The 20,022-nt window shown below is 62.0% G+C and carries 18 protein-coding genes; 7 read left to right on the forward strand and 11 right to left on the reverse strand.

What is annotated here, in order from left to right; translation table 11 throughout:
• Window positions 1–1,061 (forward strand): DUF3419 family protein (locus tag Q0R02_RS01125; RefSeq protein WP_293880098.1); only part of this gene is annotated, 1,061 nt, incomplete at its 5' end.
• A gap of 11 nt (window positions 1,062–1,072) precedes the next feature.
• Entirely contained in the window at window positions 1,073–1,714 is a 642-nt protein-coding gene (locus Q0R02_RS01130; protein WP_293880123.1) for a class I SAM-dependent methyltransferase, read from the forward strand.
• A 49-nt stretch (window positions 1,715–1,763) separates the two neighbouring features.
• On the opposite strand, the gene hemA is transcribed toward Q0R02_RS01130, so the two are convergent.
• Together hemA and murI are read right to left on the reverse strand one after the other, a co-directional pair.
• On the reverse strand, window positions 1,764–2,978 hold the full coding sequence (gene hemA, locus Q0R02_RS01135; RefSeq protein ID WP_293880100.1) for a 5-aminolevulinate synthase: 1,215 nt from the start codon (window positions 2,976–2,978) through the stop codon (window positions 1,764–1,766).
• Between the two features lie 149 nt (window positions 2,979–3,127).
• Window positions 3,128–3,925: a glutamate racemase gene (murI, locus tag Q0R02_RS01140; RefSeq protein ID WP_293880124.1), complete on the reverse strand. Its 798-nt coding sequence runs from the start codon at window positions 3,923–3,925 to the stop codon at window positions 3,128–3,130.
• Between the two features lie 156 nt (window positions 3,926–4,081).
• Between murI and plsY the strand changes: the two genes are divergently transcribed.
• The gene (gene plsY / locus Q0R02_RS01145) at window positions 4,082–4,690 is read left to right on the forward strand and encodes a glycerol-3-phosphate 1-O-acyltransferase PlsY (protein WP_293880102.1); all 609 of its coding nucleotides are present in this window, start codon (window positions 4,082–4,084) and stop codon (window positions 4,688–4,690) included.
• Window positions 4,683–5,807, forward strand: coding sequence for a DNA-processing protein DprA (dprA, locus tag Q0R02_RS01150; protein ID WP_293880104.1), 1,125 nt, complete (start codon window positions 4,683–4,685; stop codon window positions 5,805–5,807). Before plsY ends, dprA begins: the two co-directional genes overlap by 8 nt.
• 2 nt (window positions 5,808–5,809) lie before the next feature.
• On the opposite strand, the gene Q0R02_RS01155 is transcribed toward dprA, so the two are convergent.
• From Q0R02_RS01155 to Q0R02_RS01165, 3 genes are read right to left on the reverse strand one after another with little or no spacing between them, the layout of a single operon-like run.
• The gene (locus tag Q0R02_RS01155) at window positions 5,810–7,177 is read right to left on the reverse strand and encodes a hypothetical protein (protein ID WP_293880106.1); all 1,368 of its coding nucleotides are present in this window, start codon (window positions 7,175–7,177) and stop codon (window positions 5,810–5,812) included.
• 39 nt (window positions 7,178–7,216) lie between these two features.
• Entirely contained in the window at window positions 7,217–8,734 is a 1,518-nt protein-coding gene (locus Q0R02_RS01160) for a glycosyltransferase 87 family protein (protein ID WP_293880108.1), read from the reverse strand.
• On the reverse strand, window positions 8,731–9,771 hold the full coding sequence (locus Q0R02_RS01165) for a glycosyltransferase (RefSeq protein WP_293880110.1): 1,041 nt from the start codon (window positions 9,769–9,771) through the stop codon (window positions 8,731–8,733). The genes Q0R02_RS01160 and Q0R02_RS01165 overlap by 4 nt, the downstream gene beginning before the upstream one ends.
• 278 nt (window positions 9,772–10,049) lie before the next feature.
• On the opposite strand from Q0R02_RS01165, the gene topA reads away from it, so the two are divergent.
• Window positions 10,050–12,614, forward strand: a complete 2,565-nt coding sequence (gene topA / locus Q0R02_RS01170) for a type I DNA topoisomerase (RefSeq protein WP_293880112.1) — start codon at window positions 10,050–10,052, stop codon at window positions 12,612–12,614.
• Window positions 12,615–12,655: 41 nt separating this feature from the next.
• On the opposite strand, the gene Q0R02_RS01175 is transcribed toward topA, so the two are convergent.
• The 6 genes from Q0R02_RS01175 to Q0R02_RS01200 all read right to left on the reverse strand — a co-directional run bounded on the left by Q0R02_RS01175 (window position 12,656) and on the right by Q0R02_RS01200 (window position 18,451).
• Window positions 12,656–13,417, reverse strand: a complete 762-nt coding sequence (locus tag Q0R02_RS01175) for a molybdopterin-synthase adenylyltransferase MoeB (RefSeq protein WP_293880125.1) — start codon at window positions 13,415–13,417, stop codon at window positions 12,656–12,658.
• The gene (gene dut, locus Q0R02_RS01180; protein WP_293880114.1) at window positions 13,414–13,875 is read right to left on the reverse strand and encodes a dUTP diphosphatase; all 462 of its coding nucleotides are present in this window, start codon (window positions 13,873–13,875) and stop codon (window positions 13,414–13,416) included. The genes Q0R02_RS01175 and dut overlap by 4 nt, the downstream gene beginning before the upstream one ends.
• Entirely contained in the window at window positions 13,862–15,046 is a 1,185-nt protein-coding gene (gene coaBC / locus Q0R02_RS01185; protein WP_293880127.1) for a bifunctional phosphopantothenoylcysteine decarboxylase/phosphopantothenate--cysteine ligase CoaBC, read from the reverse strand. The genes dut and coaBC overlap by 14 nt, the downstream gene beginning before the upstream one ends.
• A gap of 33 nt (window positions 15,047–15,079) precedes the next feature.
• Window positions 15,080–16,108 carry a hypothetical protein gene (locus Q0R02_RS01190; RefSeq protein WP_293880116.1) on the reverse strand — a complete coding sequence of 343 codons (1,029 nt, stop codon included), beginning with the start codon at window positions 16,106–16,108 and terminating at the stop codon, window positions 15,080–15,082.
• A 79-nt stretch (window positions 16,109–16,187) separates the two neighbouring features.
• A complete protein-coding gene (ubiB, locus tag Q0R02_RS01195; protein WP_293880118.1) occupies window positions 16,188–17,723 on the reverse strand; it encodes a 2-polyprenylphenol 6-hydroxylase in 1,536 nt (511 codons plus the stop codon).
• Window positions 17,720–18,451 (reverse strand): class I SAM-dependent methyltransferase, encoded by a 732-nt coding sequence (locus tag Q0R02_RS01200; protein WP_293880120.1) that lies wholly within the window; start codon window positions 18,449–18,451, stop codon window positions 17,720–17,722. Before Q0R02_RS01200 ends, ubiB begins: the two co-directional genes overlap by 4 nt.
• A 74-nt stretch (window positions 18,452–18,525) precedes the next feature.
• Between Q0R02_RS01200 and mutM the strand changes: the two genes are divergently transcribed.
• Both mutM and rpsT read left to right on the forward strand, forming a co-directional pair.
• Window positions 18,526–19,341, forward strand: a complete 816-nt coding sequence (mutM, locus tag Q0R02_RS01205) for a bifunctional DNA-formamidopyrimidine glycosylase/DNA-(apurinic or apyrimidinic site) lyase (protein WP_293880121.1) — start codon at window positions 18,526–18,528, stop codon at window positions 19,339–19,341.
• A 113-nt stretch (window positions 19,342–19,454) separates the two neighbouring features.
• On the forward strand, window positions 19,455–19,718 hold the full coding sequence (gene rpsT, locus Q0R02_RS01210) for a 30S ribosomal protein S20 (protein WP_293880122.1): 264 nt from the start codon (window positions 19,455–19,457) through the stop codon (window positions 19,716–19,718).
• Window positions 19,719–20,022 lie beyond the last annotated feature (304 nt).

Raw genomic sequence — 20,022 nt, forward strand, 5'->3', positions numbered from 1 at the left:
CGCCCGACTGTCACATCGTCACCATTGCAAGCGGTGGGTGCAACGTGCTCAGCTACCTGACCGCCGATCCTGCCGCGATTACTGCGGTCGACCTGAACACCGCTCATGTCGCCTACAATCGGCTGAAGCTGGCGGCGGCGCGCAGCCTGCCCGATCACGCGGCTCTGTATCGGTTTTTTGGCCAGGCCGACCAAAAGGACAATGTCGCCGCCTACGAGAAATGGGTACGCCCGCATCTCGACGAGACCACGCGCCGCTATTGGGAGGGACGCGACCTGATCGGGCGTCGCCGCATTCGTGGTTTCGCAAGCAATATCTACAAGCGCGGCCTGCTGGGTGGCTTCATCGGCACTGCGCATTTACTGGCGAAACTATACAAGGTCGACCTGGCCGAAGTGCTAGAGGCCGGATCGGTTGCCGAACAGCGCCATATCTTCGAAACGCGCCTCGCCCCGATCTTCGACAAGAAATTCGTGCGCTGGCTGATCGACCAGCCCGCGTCCTTATTCGGCCTCGGTATCCCACCCGCGCAATATGATGCGCTGGCCGGCGACGATCCTGATGGCATCCGGGCGGTGCTGAAGGCACGGCTGGAAAAGCTGGCCTGCGATTTCGACGTCCGCGACAATTACTTCGCGCAGCAGGCGTTCGGCCGGCGCTATGCCCGCGCGGCCAATGCGTCGGTGCCACCCTATCTGCAGCAGGATAATCATCGTGCGGTCGTCGATCGGATCGACCGGGTCGAGATGCTTCATGCCAATTTCGGCGACCATCTCGCCAGCCTGCCCGCCACCAGCCGCGATCGCTATGTCCTTCTCGACGCGCAGGACTGGATGACCGACGCCCAACTGGGCAGCCTTTGGGCAGAGATCACGCGGACGGCAAAGCTTGGCGCGCGGGTATTGTTCCGCACCGCCGCCGGACCGACTTTGTTGCCGGGCCGGGTTCCCGATGCGGTCCTTGGCCGGTGGGATTACCGGGCGGAGGAGTCGCTCGACTATACCGCGCGCGATCGCTCCTCGATCTATGGCGGTGTCCATCTTTATGTCTTGAAGGACTAATGCCAAAGATGATGATGACCGCGACCGCAATGACTGGAAACGGCGCGCGCATGGACGCGATCTACGCGCGGCAACGGCACTTCTACGACCTGAGCCGCAAATATTATCTGCTCGGTCGCGACCGCCTGATCGCCCAGCTCGACGTGCCACTCGGAGGCTCGGTACTCGAGATCGGTTGCGGCACCGGACGAAACCTGATTGCGGTCGCACGCCGCTATCCCGAAGCGCGCCTGTTTGGACTGGATATCTCCGAAGCGATGCTGGAAACCGCGCGAGCAAATGTCGCGCGTGCCGGGCTCGGCGCCCGGATCGTCCTGAAACAGGCAGACGCCACCAACTTCGACGCTGCCATCCTATTTGGACAGGCACAGTTCGATTGCGTATTCTTCAGCTATACCCTGTCGATGATCCCCGACTGGAAGGCCGCACTGGCGCAAGGCGCAGCGGCGGCGGGCGGCACGCTGACCCTAGTCGATTTCGGCCAACAGGAGCGGCTGCCGCAGTGGTTTCGCAGGGGCTTGCGCGCATGGCTGGCCAAGTTCGATGTCGAACCGCGTGCCGACCTGTTTGCCGCAATCGAGGAGCTCGGAAACTGTGTCAGCACAATGCCACTCTATCGCGGCTATGCATGGAGCGCAAAACTCAGCAGATAGACGTTTGCTTCAGCAGATGAAGGCTTAGTGCGCTCGACGGTCACGTCGATCAGGCTGCCTTGCGCAACTCGATCCGGCTCCAGATTTCACTCAATGCATCAACCAGCTCGCGCATCATTTCGGCGGTGTGCGCCGGTCCCGGCGTGAACCGCAGCCGCTCGGTTCCGCGCGGCACCGTCGGATAGTTGATCGGCTGGACGTAAACGCCATATTCAGCCAAGAGGATGTCGCTGACCTTCTTGGCCTTGACCGGGTCCCCGATCATCAGCGGCACGATGTGTGTCGTTGTTGCCATCACCGGCAAACCCGCCTCGATCAGCATGGCCTTCAGGCTCGCCGCCGCCGCCTGCTGCAGGCCGCGCTCCTCGCTCGACCCCTTCAGGTGCCGGACGCTTGCCAGCACGCCTGCGACCAATACGGGCGACAGGCTCGTCGTGAAGATAAAGCCCGGGGCATAGGACCGGATGACATCGACGATCATCTGGCTTGCGGCGATATAACCGCCCATCACGCCGAACGCCTTGCCCAACGTCCCCTCGATAATCGTCACCCGATCGGCCACGCCATCGCGTTCGGTGATCCCGCCGCCGCGCGCGCCGTACATCCCAACGGCGTGAACTTCGTCGCAATAGGTCAGCGCGTTATATGTGTCGGCAAGGTCGCAAATTGCGGCGATGTCGGCGACATCGCCGTCCATCGAATATACGCTCTCGAACGCGATCAGTTTCGGGACATCCTCGTCCTCGGCAGCCAGCAACTCCTCCAGATGGGCGAGGTCGTTGTGCCGCCAAATACGCTTTTCGCAGCCCGAATTGCGAATGCCCGCGATCATCGACGCGTGGTTCAGTTCGTCGGAAAATACGACGCAACCCGGTAGGACCTTTGCCAGCGTTGCCAGCGTCGCCTCGTTCGAGACATAACCGCTGGTGAACAGTAGCGCGCCATCCTTGCCGTGAAGGTCGGCCAGTTCAGCCTCCAGGTCGACGTGATAATGGGTGTTGCCGCCAATGTTGCGCGTGCCGCCCGAACCGGCGCCGACATTGTGCAGCGCCTCTTCCATCGCCGAAATCACTTTAGGGTGCTGGCCCATCGCGAGGTAATCATTCGAACACCATACGGTAATCGGTTTGGGACCGTTATGTCCAGCAAAACAGCGCGCATTGGGATAGGCACCCTTGTTGCGGAGGATGTCGATAAAGACCCGGTAGCGCCCCTCGGCATGAAGCCGGTCGATCGCTTGTGTAAAAACGCGATTATAGTCCAAAGCCGGTTAGCCCCGTAGTGAAGTAGCGTGCGCGCGTCCCGTTTGTTGGGCGAATTAAGGCGAACGCACGCCCGACGCCAGTGCGAACGTGTCGCAACTAGGCTCTGTCGACGACAAGGGGGCCGCCTGCACGGACGGTGCCGTCTTCGTCAAAGCGCGACTGTCTCGGCAAAGCCGCGCTCTGCCAGCGCAGGACCGAGCGCGCGCACGGCATCGTCCACCCGCGTGAACACCGCCGTCCCCGGGATGGGATGGCGGGGGAAATCCTGGCCCTGCGTCAGGAACCCGATGCGCCGGGCGATGCCCGCGCTGCCGTCGACGAACAACATCGGATGGGACGCGGCAGCGGCCAGTTGCTCAGCCAACAATGGAAAATGCGTGCAGGCCAGCACGATCGTGTCCATCCGGTCGCCACCGTCCTGATCGAACAGCCCCGCCAGCGCCCGCGTGACATCATGCTGGGCGATCGGTCCCCCGCGCAATTTCGCTTCGGCCAGCACGACCAGTTCCGCGGACCCATGCCTCAAGACAATGCAGTCGCTCGCAAATTCGGTAGACAGGCGGTCGACATAGGGTTGCCGCACCGTTGCGTCAGTTCCCAGCACGCCAATCACCCGCGACTTCGACGCGAGTGCCGCCGGCTTGATCGCGGGCACCGTGCCGACGACCGGCACGTCCAGCGCGGCGCGGACCACCGACAGCGCGATGGTCGATGCGGTATTGCAGGCGATAACAACCAGGCGGGGGCGATAGCGTTCGACGAGCCGCCCCAGCAACGCCGGAACCCGGGCGGCGATCTCCGCCTCGGTCTGGGTGCCATAGGGAAAACCCGCCGAGTCCGCCGCATAGACAAAGCGCGCGGTTGGCAGCAGGGCGCGTGCCGGGCCCACGACCGAAAGACCGCCGACTCCCGAATCAAAGAATAATATTGGTGCGTCGCGGTCCATGCCGTGCCGTAACACCCCCAAATCGTCGTGAGAACCACCGGCCCGGTCGTGATAGCAGGTCACCGGGTTTGTTTCGTTTACGAATACTGGCTGATAGGTTATGTTCCAACGATCTGGGGCGCGATTGGACTATCTATCTTGTTATGGACGGCACCTTTGGCGGCACTTGTGCTGGGCTATCTGCTTGGCGCGATTCCGTTTGGTCTCCTTCTGACGCGCTTCGCCGGGGCGGGTGATCTGCGTGCGATCGGTTCGGGCAATATCGGCGCGACCAACGTGCTGCGAACGGGCCGCAAGGGGTTGGCCGCGGCAACCCTAATCCTCGACGTGGCAAAGGGCGCGGCGGCGGTGTTGCTCGCGCGCTGGATCAACCCCGAGTATGCGCTGCTCGGTGGGTTGGCGGCTTTTCTGGGCCATTGCTATCCGGCTTGGCTGCGCTTCCATGGCGGTAAGGGGGTGGCGACCTTTCTCGGCATTGCCCTCGCGCTCTCATGGCCGGTCGGGTTGGTTTACGCAGCGGTATGGCTCACGGTGCTGGCGGTGTTTCGCTACTCGTCGGTGGGCGGTATGGCGGCCGCTGTATCTGCGCCACTTGCCGCTGCCTTGTGGAGCGAATTCGAAATGGCGATCCTGTTCCTCGCCCTATGTTTGATCGTGCTATGGAAGCATCGCTCCAATATCGAGCGGTTGCTAGGGGGGGACGAGCCCCGTGTCGGGCAAGCCGCTGCTGTATCCGGGGGAGAGTCCGGCGAACATCATGGCTGATGGCTCCGACGCGCACCGCCCCGACCAGACATCCGAGCGCTTCGACAAGCTGCGGCTTATTCGGTCGGCCAACATCGGGCCGATCAGCTATTTTCAACTCCTGGCGCGCTTCGGCAGCGCGGGTGCGGCCTTGTCGGCCATCCCCGACCTGGCGGGGCGCGGCGGCGGCAAGGCACCGCGCATCGCCGACGCGCGCGAGATCGAAAGTGAAATCCGCGCCGTAGAGAAATTGGGCGCACGGCATTTGTTCGTGGGGGAGGGGCTGTACCCCGCGCTGCTCTCCCAACTCGACAGCGCACCGCCAGTGCTAATCGTGCGCGGTAACCTTCGATTGCTCGACCGACCGGCGGTCGCGATCGTCGGCGCGCGTAACGCTAGCGCTGCCGCGTGCCGCTTCGCCCGAGGCTTGGCGCATGATCTGGCCGAAGAGGGCTGCATCATCGTATCGGGCCTGGCGCGCGGCATCGACACCGCCGCGCACCACGGCGCGCTTGGGCAAGGGCAAGGTGGGGCAACCGCAGCGGTCATTGCCAGCGGCATCGACATCGCCTTTCCGCCCGAAAATGCCGAGTTGCAGGAAAGTATCGCGCAGTTTGGTGTCTTGATCGCCGAACAAACGCCGGGCCGTGAACCGCTGGCGCGTCATTTTCCGTCGCGCAACCGGATCATCGCCGGGCTGGCGATCGGCACCGTCATCGTCGAGGCCGCGCCGCGGTCGGGCTCGCTTATTACCGCGCGCCTTGCCAACGAAGCCGGCCGCGAAGTCATGGCGGTTCCCGGATCGCCGCTCGATCCCCGGGCACAGGGGTGCAACGCGCTGATCCGCGACGGGGCGACGCTGGTCCAGAATGCGGGAGATGTGCTCGAAACGATCCGGCCGATGTCGGGCCATGTCCGCCAACGCGCAACCGGCTGGCGGGGTGCCCCGGTCGACGCCGATGCCAGCGACGCGGAGCGCCGGACGATCACCAACCTGCTGGGTCACACGCCGGTGCCGGTCGACGAGCTGGTGCGCCAGTCGGGGCTGCACCCGGCGGTGGTCGCGACGGTGCTGCTTGAACTGGAACTTGGCGGACGGCTGGAACGGCATGCGGGGGGACGCGTCAGCCTGGGCTGACGCTAAACCTGGTCGCCGTAATAACGAACGATACCGCGCTGAAGATAATTTTGCGCCGGTCCGAAATCAGCCATTCGGTACAGCGCCATGGAGACATGGCTTCCGATTACGCCGACGACGACCAGCGCCCAGACCGACCTCCGCCACGCGGGGCTGTCGATACGCTTGCCGGCCAGGGCGAGCACGCCAACGAAGGCCAGAAATTCGAAAAACGGGTAAAAATCGATCCTGTAGCGGTAGGTCATGCTGATGGCGGTGAGCATCAGCAGCGGCGGCGCCAGCAGGCCAAGCGCAATCATGGCCCTCTCGATCCGATCGAATGTCCTGATCGTGCTGCGATCGACCAGCGCCCTCGCCCCGACGGCTGCCAGCAGCAACAGCAATGCGTCGGTCAGCAGGAAACTGCTCGGGGGCAATTCGACCACGTCCATCAGCCGAATGTGCGTCGCGGCAAAGACCAGTTGCCCCGCGCCGTTCTGAAGAAACCAGGCGGGCACAAAGAAATACATCAGGCCAAAGGGAATTCGCTCGAGGTTAAACAGGCCATAGATCCGGGTGCGTGGCAGACGATCGGGAAACTGAACATTGAATTTGTAAAAATTATAGTCAGCGAACGTCAGCGGGTTGTCCCAGCGCTGAAGATTTATGAAACCGCAGATCAGGATGAACATCACAAGAATCGCGATTGGCAGGACCAGGGTGCGCCAAGCTGGTCTTCCGTTTCTCAGCGATCGAATGGCGACGACCGCCAGCAATAGTCCGATCCCGGCATACAGACCGACAGCGATGGAGACGCGCGTCAGCAGTGACAGCCCCGCAGCCAGTGCCATGACCGCCAGCACGCCGCCACCGAACTGCCGGGCGATGATGCCCCTCATTGCAGCCGCGACGAACACCGAGCCGAAGACCCCACCCCATAGGCAGACCTCCTGAAAGACGCTGGCGCGTAGATAGCCCATCTGCGCGCCGGAAAAGACAAACATGACAACCACCGCCGCGACCAGCCATCGGGGGATGTCGGCGTTGTCCGCGCAAATAATGCGCACCGTCCACAACTTGACGAACAACGCCACAAGGATTGCGGCCAGACACGACCATAATGTCACGTCGATTTCCAGCCAGCGATCGAACACCATCAGCGGAATTCTCAGGAGCGCCGGAAACACCCCCCAATAGGCGATCACCTGTCCGTTGCGGGTAAAACCTTCCAGGCCAACAATGGCGGGATCGACGCCGAAACGGCCGCGCACCAGATGGTCGAGCATCGAATTGAACACGAGGTCGAGCTGTTTTGGTGGTTGTTGAAAGCCATGGCCGAAGTCCATCAGGAACAGCAGGTAATAGAGAGCGGCGAAGATCAGGATCGCCACAATGTGTCTGTCGGGAAGGACCGTAGCCGGGGTTTTCATTCAGCTTTTTTCGGGGAGATGAAGGGTAAAGCCGCCCAACTGGCGCTTGATCGGATAGGCGGCATCGATGGCATCCGCCACCGCCGGGTTATACCGGCTGTCGAAATAATAGTCGCCGCGCACGCCTTCGGTAACGAACATCTGGAATTGCCGCGACCTGATCCGTCTGATTATGTCGGTCTGGTCCCACACCCCTTTGCTCGCCAACTCAGCGAAGATCGAAGGCTCCCACATCACCCGACGATTGTTCTGCATCAGCATCACCATGTCGTCCGATATGACCGGCTTCGATGACCGTGCGACAATTGCCGATAACTGGGCCATTGCGGCGCGGCGTTCGGGTGGCCAGGGCAGGTCACGGTCGGGCGTTTTCAGAAAAAAGGCCATGGCCGCCACGACACAGGGAATGCCGATTGCGCTTGTCATCAGGCTTACGGGAAATGCTTTGTCCGCACGAGGCTTTTCCGCCACGTTCAGTGCATCGGCAAGCGCGGAGGCGATCAGCATGACCGCAACCAGCAACCACTCTATCAGATAATTATTTGCCGATCCCGACTTGGCAATGGTCAGCACCATCAACGACGACGTCGCCGCGTAAAACAGAAGCCCGAGCCAAGCCAGATCGCGGACGTCGCGGGCTTGCATTGTCCTGTGTCGCTGTTGCAGCGCGACAAACCTGCGGATCGAAAAGACTGCGGCCAAAACGAAGAACGGGCTGTATTCGGCAATCGGTGCCAGTCTGCGCCATTCAATCCGGTTGAGGTTGTAGAGAAAGATATGCTTCAGAAAGCCACCGCTCGTGGCCCATTCGAGCCCGCCCACCACCAGCAATCCCAAAAATGTGCAGGCCATGATCCCGGCAATTGCAATCCGCGGTCGACGCCAAAGGAGCAGCGCGAACAACGCCGCCGGGGCGGCAATTTCGGTCTGCTTGGTAAAAACCGCCGCGACAAAGCAGACCGCCGCCCCATAAATCCAGGCTGGCCGCTCCAGTGCCTTCAGCCCCAACCAGAAGCCGGTAACGGCCAGCAGGATTGCGACCATGTCGACGCGCATCAGGGGCGCCCAATGTTCGACTGGATGGAGGCAAAAGACCGCCAGCGCGCCGCCCGCGCCGATCACCGCCCGACCACGCGCTGAGACCTCTGTGGATGCGGCCCGCGCGACGATCAAACCGACCACGAGCGCAATCAGAAAGGTCGCTGCGATTGATAGTTCACGCCCGGCCAGCAGCATGTTCTGGCCAGAAACAACGGAGAACCCGCGTGCAACGATATGATAAAGCGGCGGGTAATGGAACACGAGCGCGGGAAAGCCATCGATCGCCCCATAGGCGTCATGCGTGAACATCAGCGCCGCCTGCTGCCAGACGATACCCTCCCCATAATCGAGGCCATAGGGCCTGAAGATGACCTGACCCGTCGTGATGTAAAACACCCAGACCCGCCAGATCAGCGCCATGAACATGGCTGTCAAAGCCACGGCGGTCGCGATCCGGACCGTCGTCAAGCGTGTCATGCGGCTTGCTTCTTCCAGCCGAATATTATGCCGCGCATCATTTTCATCCCCACCGAAAATCCGCGTAAGTTGTTGATGTTTCCACCTTTGCTGATTCCCACCCGTGGATAAAACGAAATCGGACATTCGACCAGCAGCGCCCCGTTTTCGAGCGCGACATCGAGAAAGTGCGCATTAAATTCAAGGTTTATGGCTGGATTTAACAGCGGTAGCAGCGCTACCAGCGCATCCCGGTGACACAATTTATACGTTGTTCCGACGTCCGTGATCGTCCCGCGACCGAGGTGCTTGGCTTCGAGCAGTTTGCCGACAAAGACGTTCCCGTAATACATGAAGGTGCTGAGTTGCGTGGCATGTTCGCGCATCAATTCCGACGTCCGCGTGCCGTTAACGATATCGGCATGGGGGGCATAGGCGAGCAGCTTTTCGATATCCATCGCTCGGAATGTGCGGTCCCCCTCGCTCAGCACGATCAGGTCGGTGTCGTCGAACGCTACCGCTTCGCTCAGACAACGGAAAACGCAACGACCATAGCCGGGCGACAGTTCGTCGAACGTAACAGCACCCGCAGCCTTCGCATTGGCAAAAGTGGCGTCGACGCTGTTGTTGCTGACCACAATCACGCGACGAACATCGCGGTGGGCAAGAAAATCTCGGACGGCGTCCGCAATGCTGTCCTCATCATTATAGGCCGTCAGAGCAACCGTTACATTGCGGTTGGCGATCGCTATCGTGCGTAACGACTTTCCAAACCGCTTGTCGTCGTAAAAAAGGACTATATCGGCCAGGATCAGGCCGATCCCCAATACGATCGGAATGCCGCTATACCAGACCAGCGCCTCCTCGACCCTGACCAGCGCGTGGATCTGGAACACGATCCTGATTGGTCCGATGCAAACGCCTAGCAAATGAACCAGGCTGCCGATGCAAAACAGCAGGGCACCGTAAAGCAAGAGCGGAACATGACCTTTGGCGGAAGCTTCGAAAACGGGTCGTGACGAGCTTTGGTCGTCGGTCCGCGCCGTTGCTAATTCCATCCGACACTTATCCCCAACCCCGACCCCAGTGGATTTGCCCCCTATCGAACTAGGCTGGCGCATGGAAGGAATTTGCGGCGAGGGCCCGATAACGCTGTCCTACACGCCCGTGACAGCGGCAAAGCGGGCTTCAATCGCTGCGTCGATCAAGAAGTAGGAAATTTTGTTACCGATTTGCTGCGATTTCTGTGACTCTAGGTTGTTAACACCATCCTCTTGACGGCTGCCGTCAAACCCCGCCACCCTCGTGCGTACACGTAAGGGACGGTTTTTCAGTCATGCAGCTTGTTATTGTCGAATCTCCCGCCAAGGCGAAAACCATCGAGGGCTATCTGGGCAAGGACTATCGCGTCCTTGCCTCTTACGGCCATGTTCGCGACCTGCCGCCGCGTGACGGCTCGGTGAACCCCGATGATGGATTTGCAATGGAATGGGAAAACTACGCGGACAAGGCCAAGCAGCTGAAGGCGATAACCGATTTGGCTAAAACCGCCGATCGCCTGATCCTCGCCACCGATCCCGATCGCGAAGGCGAGGCGATCAGCTGGCATGTCCGCGAAGTGCTGGCCAAGAAGAAGGTCCTGCCAAAAGAGGTGGAGCGCGTCACCTTTAATGCGATCACCAAGGCTGCGGTCCTGAGCGCAATGGCGGCACCACGCGCGTTGGATGACGACCTTATCGACGCCTATCGTGCGCGCCGTGCTTTGGACTATCTGGTTGGTTTCACTCTGTCGCCGGTGCTTTGGCGAAAACTGCCGGGCGCAAAGTCGGCGGGGCGCGTCCAGTCGGTCACGTTGCGCATGATCGTCGATCGCGAGCGCGAGATCGAGGCTTTCCGGGCACAGGAATACTGGTCGGTCACCGCCGATCTTGAACAGGATGGCACACCGTTCCAGGGCCGACTGGTCCGCTGGAAAGGCGACAAGATCGAACGGCTGACGATCGGGTCCGAGAGCGATGCGATGGCGGCAAAGGCTGCGGTCGAGGTCGGGCGGTTCACCGTCACCGACGTCGAGACCAAGCCGCTGAGCCGCAATCCGCCGCCACCGTTCACAACCTCGACCTTGCAGCAGGAGGCCGCGCGCAAACTCGGCTTTTCGGCGAGCCACACGATGCGGCTGGCGCAGGGCCTGTATGAGGACGGCGCGATCACCTATATGCGGACGGACGGCGTACAGATGGACCATAGCGCGATTTCGGCGGCACGCGGGGCCATCGCCAATCGCTATGACGCGAGTTATGTGCCCGACAAGCCCCGGCAATATACCGCCAAGGCCAAGAACGCGCAGGAGGCACACGAGGCGATCCGCCCGACCGATTTCGGCAAAGACAAGGTCGGTTCTGGCGACCATGCAAAGCTGTACGAGCTCGTGTTCAAGCGCGCGATGGCGAGCCAGATGGCGTCGGCACGGCTGGAGCGGACGACGATCGAGCTGACCGACGGTACGGGGCAGACGGCGCTTCGTGCGACCGGGCAGGTGGTGTTGTTCCCTGGCTATCTCGCGCTGTACGAAGAAGGTCGGGATGACAGCGATGACGAGGATTCGCGCCGTCTGCCGCGCCTGTCCTCGGGCGATGCTCCTGCCAAGAAGGCGGTCAACGCGGAACAGCATTCGACTCAGCCACCGCCGCGTTATTCCGAAGCAAGCCTCGTCAAGAAAATGGAGGAACTTGGCATCGGACGACCCTCGACCTATGCCTCAATCCTCCAGACGCTGAAGGATCGCGATTATGTCAGCACCGACAAGAACCGCTTTTCGCCGAACGAAAGCGGGCGCCTGGTCACGGCCTTTCTGGAACGGTATTTCGAACGCTATGTGAGCTATGACTACACGGCGGGTCTTGAGGAAAGTCTCGACGACGTGTCAGGCGGGCGCACCGAATGGCAAGCCGTTCTCGAGGCCTTCTGGCGCGATTTCAAGCCAAAGACAGCCGAGGTCATGGAAACCAAGCCGTCGGAAGTTACTGCCGAACTCGACCTTTTCCTGGCACCCTTTCTGTTTCCAGCCAAGGAAGACGGCACCGATCCGCGCATCTGCCCAAATTGCGGAACGGGGAAGCTTGCCCTGCGCGGCGGCAAGTTCGGGGCTTTCGTTGCCTGCTCGAACTATCCGGAATGCAAATATACCCGACGTTTCGCGCAAGGGGGAACGCCCGAAGCGGAAGCGGGCGGAAATGACGAGGTCATGGGGATCGACCCGGCCAGCGGCCTGAACGTCGAGCGGAAATCGGGACGCTTCGGTCCTTATGTCCAACTGGGCGAAGGCAAGGAAGCCAAGCGCGCCTCGATTCCAAAGGACGTTGCCGACTTCGATCTGGAGTGGGCGCTGAAACTGTTGTCTTTGCCACGCACGGTCGGCGCGCACCCGGAAAGCGGTAATCCGATCACCGCAAACATCGGGCGCTATGGACCCTATCTGGTTCATGACGGGAAATATGCACGACTGACGACGACCGCTGAAGTGTTTGAAACCGGCATGAATACCGCCGTCGTCAAACTGGCGGAGGCGGCGGCCAATGGCGGGCGTCCGGCCCGTGGTGCGGCGCGCGCGCCGCTCAAGGAACTGGGAAAACACCCGCGCACCGATCTCGACATCAAGCTGATGGAGGGGCGCTACGGCAATTATGTGACCGATGGCACGACCAATGCGACGCTGCCCAAAAGCATTGCGCCCGATGCCCTGACGCTGGAGGAAGCCGCGCAGCTGATCGACACGCGAGCGGCGATGGCGCCTGTCAAGAAGGGTCGCAAGGCTCCTGCCAAAAAAGCTCCTGCGAAGAAACCGGCCGCCAAAAAGAAGCCCGCCGCCAAGAAAGCTGCAGCGAAAATTACCAAGGCCTAGACATCGCGGAGGTTCAGGCCAGCTTGCGCGCCATACCGGCGTTAGCCCAGTCCGCAGGTCCGGCAGCCGGGGTCCTTCGGCATAGTGATCGTACGCATCGCGGGGCTGAGACCATCGATCAGATGCAGCTTACCCGAAGGTTCGTCGCCAAAGCCGGTGATCGCACGGATCGTCTCCATCGCGGCAAAGCTGCCCAGCAGTCCGGTCATCGCGCCCAGCACACCCAGTTCGGCGCATGTATCGCAATCCTCCGCATCAAAGGCGTCACCGACGTAGCACCGGTAACAGGGCTTGTCGGGCAACCATCCGCGCCATGTCGCAACCTGCCCATGGAACTGACCGATTGCAGCGGAGACCAGCGGTACCTTGAGCACATAAGCGGCGTCGGCAACGGCGAGCCTGCTGGCGAAACTGTCAGTGCCGTCGAGCACCACGTCATGACCCGCCAGCAAGGCGGAAGCATTGGCGGTGTCGAGGCGGATCAGGCTGGGCGTGACCACGCAACCGGGGTTCAGCCGGGCCAATGCCACGGCGGCAACACCTGCCTTCGGCTTTCCGACATCGGCCTCAGCGAACAAAATCTGGCGCTGCAGGTTGGACAGCGAGACAGTGTCATCGTCGAACAGAGTGATCGAACCGACCCCGGCCGCAACAAGATACTGGAGCGCAGGACACCCGATGCCGCCCGCGCCGACTACTGCCACTCGGGCGGCGTTCAGCCTGACTTGGCCCGCACCGCCAATCTCATGCAGGACGATGTGGCGGGCATAGCGTTCGAGTTCGGCGTCGCCCAGCACCCTCAGCGGCCAGTCGACCCAAAACCGCCAGTGCCGCGATCGGTCTGGTCGAGGCTTTCGGTTTCAACCAGTCGCGCGCGCTGGACCGGGGCGGGGACCAGTTGGGCAATGCGATCACCACGCGTGATCGTAAAGGGTTCGTGGCTGAGGTTGGCAAGGATGATCCTCACCTCGCCGCGATAGTCGCTGTCGATCGTGCCGGGGGTGTTGAGACAAGTCACGCCATTCTTCAGCGCCAGCCCCGAGCGCGGGCGAACCTGCACTTCGAAGCCCGCGGGAATTGCGATCGAAAAACCGGTGGCGACCGCACGCCGCGCACCGGGCTGCAGGATAAGTGCTTCGGCTGAAACAATGTCCATGCCCGCCGCGCCTGCGGTGGCATAGGCGGGCAGGGCGAGACCCGCGCCATGCGGCAGCCGCATGATAGCGATGTCGATTGCGGGACAAGCTTCATTCGAGGGCATCTACGATCCTTTTTGCCAACCGCACCGCCACGGCTTCCTTGGTCAGCTCTTCCCAGCTTTCGACACCGAGCGCAGTGACGAGGTGGACGGTGTTGTGCGCCCCGCCCATGACGTTGCCAGAGACGTCATTGGCAATGATCCAGTCACAACCCTTGCGATCCAGTTTGGCCTTGGCGTGGTCGAGGACGTGGTCGGTTTCCGCCGCAAACCCGATCAGGAGTTGGGGACGGCGGGCGTTGTTGGCGAGGGCTGCCAGTATGTCGGGGTTCTGGACGAGGGCCAGAGGGGCTGGCGACTGGTCCTGCTTTTTGATTTTCAGCGGCGCGGCATTGCTGCGCCAGTCGGCCACCGCAGCCACCATGATCGCCACGTCGGCCGGGAGCGCGGCCTCGACCGCAGCGGCCATCTCGCGGGCAGTTTCGACATCGATGCGGATGACGCCCGCCGGGGTTTCCAGCGCGACCGGTCCCGCAACCAGCGTGACGCGGCCCCCGAGGCGGGCGACCGCTGCCGCAATCGCAAACCCCTGTTTGCCCGAGGAGCGGTTTGCGATGTAGCGGACCGGGTCGATCGGTTCGTGCGTCGGTCCGGCGGTGACGAGGATATGCAGGCCCGCCAGCCCGTCGCCGCCGCTCTCGAAATGAGACTCGATTGCAGCCAGAATCGCCGCTGGTTCGGGCAGGCGACCGGGGCCGAATTCGCCGCACGCCATGGCCCCCTCGTCGGGGGAGAGGACCGTCACGGCGTCGGCACGCAGGCGCGCGACGTTGCGGGCCGTCGCGGCATGTTGCCACATGCGGACGTTCATCGCGGGCGCGGCAAGGACCGGCTTGTCTGTGGCCAGCAACACGGTGGTCGCCAGGTCGTCGGCTATCCCCGCCGCCATTTTTGCCATCAGGTTTGCGGTGGCGGGCGCGACGACGACCAGATCGGCCTCGCGACTAAGCTGGATATGGCCCATCTCGGCCTCGTCCTTCAAATCCCACAGACTTGTATAGACGGGGTGTTCGCTAAGCGCCGCCAGCGTCATCGGCGTGACGAAATGGGCACCACTGGCCGTCAGGATACAGCGCACCGCATAGCCACCCTTGCGAAGCAGGCGGATCAGTTCGCAGGCCTTATAGGCTGCGATGCCGCCACCGACGATCAGTAGAATACGCTTTTCGCCCATCGCCAACGCAATGCCGCCTGGGGCAGGCAGAGTCTAGCGCGCTTGCTTCCACAGGCGAGCAAGCGCGCCCGGCGCGAATGCCAGCCCGATCGGCAGGATGGGCGCAACCAGTGCGCCCCAGTAATAATTCTCGGTTCGCCCGAAAACCATGAACAGGCAGGCCATGCCGATTGTCCACAGGCTGACCCGCAGCGCAAGCGAACGCTCGACCGTTGCCCATCCCAGCATCGCGACGGGGACGAGCGCGACGCCGATTGCCGTGGGAAGGAAGGCTAGCAGGCTTGTCATACTATAGGTATGGACGACCCACGGCCAGCCCAGCGCGCGATACCAGCCCGGCGACACCATGTGTTCGGTGTTGGGTAGCGCTGCGACCCGCATCCAGTGTACCGCCAGCACGGCCCCCGCCAGGGTCAGCGCCGCCGTCCAGGCGGCCGCTTCTTTCCAGCGGCGCTCGATCAGCGCGGAAAAGATCATGACGATCATCAACGGCGCGACAAGTTCGCGAAGAATGACAGCCACCGTGGCGACGACAATGCTGGCCGCCCAATGCCCCGGGCGCCGCAGCGCAAGTGCCAGCGCAACGAGCATGCCCGCCCAGATATCGTGGTAGAGCGCAAGTTCAATCGGCGTAAGAACATAGATGGACAGCGCCGCGAGGACGATTGCAGCCATCCGGGTGCGGGGTCCTTCGACGGTAGCAGAAAATCGCATGACAAAGGCCAGAAACGTGGCAAGCGCAGTCAGGCGCAGCAGCCAGCCCATGACGATCGGCCCGCCGACCACCGCGGTGACCTCGGCCAGCAGGGGTGGGCGCACCGTGACCGCCGGACGAAGCGGGAAATTGCGCGCGCGATGTTCAGCGGGAGCCGCGACATAATAGCTTTCACCATGCGCCACGCGGGCGGCGATTGCCTTGTAAAGCGCGCCGTCGGTGATCTCCTCACGCGGCGTCACCACGATTGGTTGTGGTCCTGCGTAAAGCGCAAAACTCCACGCCGACAGGGCGAGCACTAGCACCAGCAGGCATCGAGCGGGCAGACGCCAGGGTCTGTCCGACACAGCGGGCGCAGCTTCGATTCTTGATTGGAACATCTGTCGCAAATCCCCGGTCGTTGGGGATGGCGTTAGCGCAACACGGTTAATGGAGCGTTAGGAGTGTCACGGCAGCGACGACCGCGCCACCAATGGCGGCAACGAAATACCCGAATGTCCCGTTCCGGACTCTGACCGGCACGTCGTCGGCAAAGGGCGGCAGCGGGGGCGCGCCGCCCGCAGGAGGAAACTTCGCCTCGATGCGCCGGACCAGGTCGGGCATGCGGGCAAGAGTGCGCACATTCTCGACGATGCTGTCGGCAAGCCGTGCCTCGGGACCCAATTCGCCACGCAGCCATTCGCGCACGAACGGTTCGGCGGTCTCCCACATGTTGATTTCAGGATCCAGCGCGGTTGCGACGCCCTCGACCATGACCATCGTCTTTTGCAGCAAAAGCAGATGGGGCTGGGTTGCCATGTCGAAGTCGCGGGTAATGGCGAACAGCGAATCGAGCATGTTGCCGATCGACATGTCCTTGACCGGCAGCCCGCGCATCGGCTCGCCCACCGAACGCAGCGCGGTCGCGAACTCAGCCACATTGTGGTGTGGAGGCACATATTGCGCCTCAAAGTGAATTTCGGCGACGCGGCGATAGTTGCCCGTGATCAGCCCGAACAGGATTTCCGCCAGCCAGCGTCTTGCGCGGACGTCTATGCGGCCCATGATGCCGAAGTCGATCGCCACCAGATCACCGTTCGGCGCGGCAAGCAGATTGCCCTGATGCAGGTCAGCGTGGAAAAACCCCTCGGAAATCGCCTGACGCAGGAAGCCACGGACAAGCGTGGTCGCCAGCGCGCGGCGATCATGCCCGGCGGCATCCAGCGCGGCGATGTTGGACAGCTTTATCCCGTCGATCCATTCGAGCGTCATCACTGTCCGCGAGGTGCGCCGCCAGTCGATTGTCGGGATCCGGAAGCCCGGTTCCGCCGTCATCGATTCGGCGAGCTCGGATGCTGAGGCAGCTTCGCGACGCAGATCGAGCTCGCGCAGCGTCCACTGGCGAAACGTGGCGATCGTCAGGCGCGGGCGCAAGCGGGCGAGTTCGCCACCCGCCGTCTCCGCCTTCTTTGCTGCCCATTCATACGTTTCGAGCGCAGAGGCGAACTCGGCATCAACGCCGGGGCGGATAATCTTGATGGCAACAGTGACGCCCTCGGTCGTGACGGCACGGTGAACCTGCGCTATCGACGCGGCACCGACCGACTCTTCCTCGATGCTGAGGAACAGCTTCTCGACCGGCTGGGCAAGCCCGCGTTCAATGGCCGCCTTGATGATGGCAAACGGCAGCGCGGGCAGGCGGTCCTGCAGGCGCTCAAGGTCCTTGGCCGCTGCCTCCCCGATGATGTCGGGCCGGGTTGCCAGCGATTGGCCCAGCTTGATCGCTGCGGGACCGATGGCCTGAAAAGCGTCTGCATAAGCGGGCGTTTTCGGGACGCGCGCGCCGAACCGTGCCACGCGGATCAGGCGACGGACCTGGGGTGGGGTCAGCGGATCGCGCTCGATCCCCTGCAAGGCACCGTGGCGCGCCAGTATGCGGGCCCATTTCAGCAGCCGCCAGATATGCGTCGTGGTGTGGGTCAAATCTTCCAGCCGCTATGGATCGCGACCAACCCTCCCAGCATGGGTTCGACCCTGGTCTGCACGAAAGCCGCGTCGGCGATCATCGATTCAAACCTTGGCATGTCGGGGAAACGACGAATCGATTCTATGAGGTAACGATAACTGTCCTCGTCACCGGCGATGAGCTTGCCGATGCGCGGGACCAGCCTGTGTGAATAGGCGTCGTACAGGTCGCCGAAGCCCGGCCACACCGTCGTCGAGAACTCAAGGCAGAAAAATCGTCCGCCACGCTTCAGGACACGGTGCGCTTCGGCGAGCGCTGCCGGTATGTTGGTGACATTCCGGATGCCGAAGGCGATCGTATAGGCGTCGAAGCTGCTGTCTGGAAAAGTCAGGGATTCGGCATTGGCCTGCGTCCAGACCAGCCCGTCGATGCCGCGCTCGGCGGCGCGGGCAATTCCGACTTCAAGCATCTCAGCATTGATATCGGCAACGCTGATGTGCGCGCCCGATGGCTCCATGCGGAAGGCGATGTCGCCGGTGCCGCCTGCCATGTCGAGAACGAACTCCCCCTCGCGCGGTTTGACGCGCCGAACGAAGCGATCCTTCCACAACCGGTGCATGCCACCCGACATCGCATCGTTCATGCGATCATAGTTGCGCGCGACGCTGGTGAAGACTTCGCCGACGCGGGCGGTCTTTTCGGAAACGGCCACGTCCTGATAGCCAAAGGATACGGTTTCGCTCATGCCAGCCTCGTTACTTGTCGGCTCGCCTTTAGCGGGGGGTTGCGGGCGCCGCAAACGCATCCTAGCCAATAATCGTGCCTGAACTACCCGAAGTCGAAACAACCGTGCGCGGCCTGGAGCCTGCTTTGCTGGGCCAGAGGCTGGTCCGCGTCGATGTCCGACGGGCCGATTTGCGACGCGCCATCCCGGTCGACCTGCGCCAGCGAATGACAGGCGCGCGCATAACGTCGTTAGGGCGGCGGGCGAAATACGGGATCATCGGGACGGACCGGGGCGACAGCCTGATCTTTCACCTCGGCATGTCGGGCCGCTGGCGACTTGATGCAGGAAAGCCCGGCGCACATGATCATCTGGTTGTCGAGACCGAGGCGGGTCGGGTGCTGGCGCTGAACGATCCCCGGCGATTCGGGTCGCTCGATTTGGTGGAAACCGAACAACTCATCCATTGGCCGCCGTTCGCTGCGCTGGGACCAGAGCCACTGGGCGATGTCCTGTCGGGACCCTATCTGAAGGCAGTTTTCGCGGGGCGGGTCGCGCCGGTGAAGGCATTGCTGCTCGACCAGCGGGTCGTGGCAGGGCTCGGCAATATCTATGTCTGCGAGGCGCTTAACATGGCGGGGATCGCACCCGGACGTCAGGCAGGGCGCATCTCGGGGAAGCGGCTCGACCTGCTGGCCACGGCTATCCGCGCGGTTTTGACGGCCGCGATTGAGGCCGGCGGGTCAACGATCAGGGATTATACGCAACCCGACGGACAATTCGGTTATTTTGCCAAGCAATGGCGCGTATATGGCCGCGAAGGGCTGCCGTGCCCGCGCGCCGACGGCACGGTGATCCGGACTGTCGATGCCGGACGATCCACTTTCTGGTGTAAAACCTGCCAGTCATGACGTTTTTGTCTCGAAAAAGTTGACCTTCGAAACGACCTCCGCTACGCGCAGCGACCGAACGGCGCGAAATTCGCGCCGCTTTTTGTTTTCCTTATTTCGATCCGAGGGTTTCTATGGCCAACACGCCGCAAGCAAAGAAGCGTATCCGCCGCAATGACCGGCGTGCAGTCGTCAACGGCAACCGCGTTGGCCGTATCCGCACTTTTGTAAAGAAGGTCGAGTTGGCACTACTTGCTGGCGACAAGGCCGTCGCTACCGAAGCTCTGGCCGCAGCCCAGCCTGAAATGGCGCGGGGCGTTGCCAAGGGCGTGCTTCACAAGAACACCGTCGCGCGCAAGTTCTCGCGCCTGTCGAAGCGCGTCGCCGCGCTCGGCTGACCCGTTGGGCGAAAGCGCATCGGCGTTCCGCCGTATCAGGACGTAAATAGTAAGCGTGGACAGCCCGTCGACCATCCGGTCGGCGGGCTGTTTGTCGTGACAGGCGTGTTACAAAAAAAAGTCAGCAATTCCGGCGATTCGCGCATGTCACGACCAACTCAAAATCAAGATAATCCTGACATTACAATAGCATAAAGATTTTTGAGCGGATTACCGAGTGTTTAGCAAGTCAACGATGTTTATTTCATATTTTTGAACAGACCGTGCTTGCGAAGCAGCGCCATACCGCTCAAAAATCAGGCCA

It is taken from the genome of Sphingomonas sp., assembly GCF_025353885.1.
GTDB lineage: Bacteria > Pseudomonadota > Alphaproteobacteria > Sphingomonadales > Sphingomonadaceae > Sphingomonas_O.

Excerpts from the sequence above, each read along its gene's own strand:
- Q0R02_RS01130 (WP_293880123.1), top strand. The coding sequence starts at position 1,073 with ATGATGACCGCGACCGCAATGACTGGAAACGGCGCGCGCATGGACGCG.
- murI (WP_293880124.1), bottom strand. The coding sequence starts at position 3,925 with ATGGACCGCGACGCACCAATATTATTCTTTGATTCGGGAGTCGGCGGT.
- dprA (WP_293880104.1), top strand. The coding sequence starts at position 4,683 with ATGGCTGATGGCTCCGACGCGCACCGCCCCGACCAGACATCCGAGCGC.
- Q0R02_RS01160 (WP_293880108.1), bottom strand. The coding sequence starts at position 8,734 with ATGACACGCTTGACGACGGTCCGGATCGCGACCGCCGTGGCTTTGACA.
- Q0R02_RS01165 (WP_293880110.1), bottom strand. The coding sequence starts at position 9,771 with ATGGAATTAGCAACGGCGCGGACCGACGACCAAAGCTCGTCACGACCC.
- topA (WP_293880112.1), top strand. The coding sequence starts at position 10,050 with ATGCAGCTTGTTATTGTCGAATCTCCCGCCAAGGCGAAAACCATCGAG.
- dut (WP_293880114.1), bottom strand. The coding sequence starts at position 13,875 with ATGCCCTCGAATGAAGCTTGTCCCGCAATCGACATCGCTATCATGCGG.
- coaBC (WP_293880127.1), bottom strand. The coding sequence starts at position 15,046 with ATGGGCGAAAAGCGTATTCTACTGATCGTCGGTGGCGGCATCGCAGCC.
- Q0R02_RS01200 (WP_293880120.1), bottom strand. The coding sequence starts at position 18,451 with ATGAGCGAAACCGTATCCTTTGGCTATCAGGACGTGGCCGTTTCCGAA.
- rpsT (WP_293880122.1), top strand. The coding sequence starts at position 19,455 with ATGGCCAACACGCCGCAAGCAAAGAAGCGTATCCGCCGCAATGACCGG.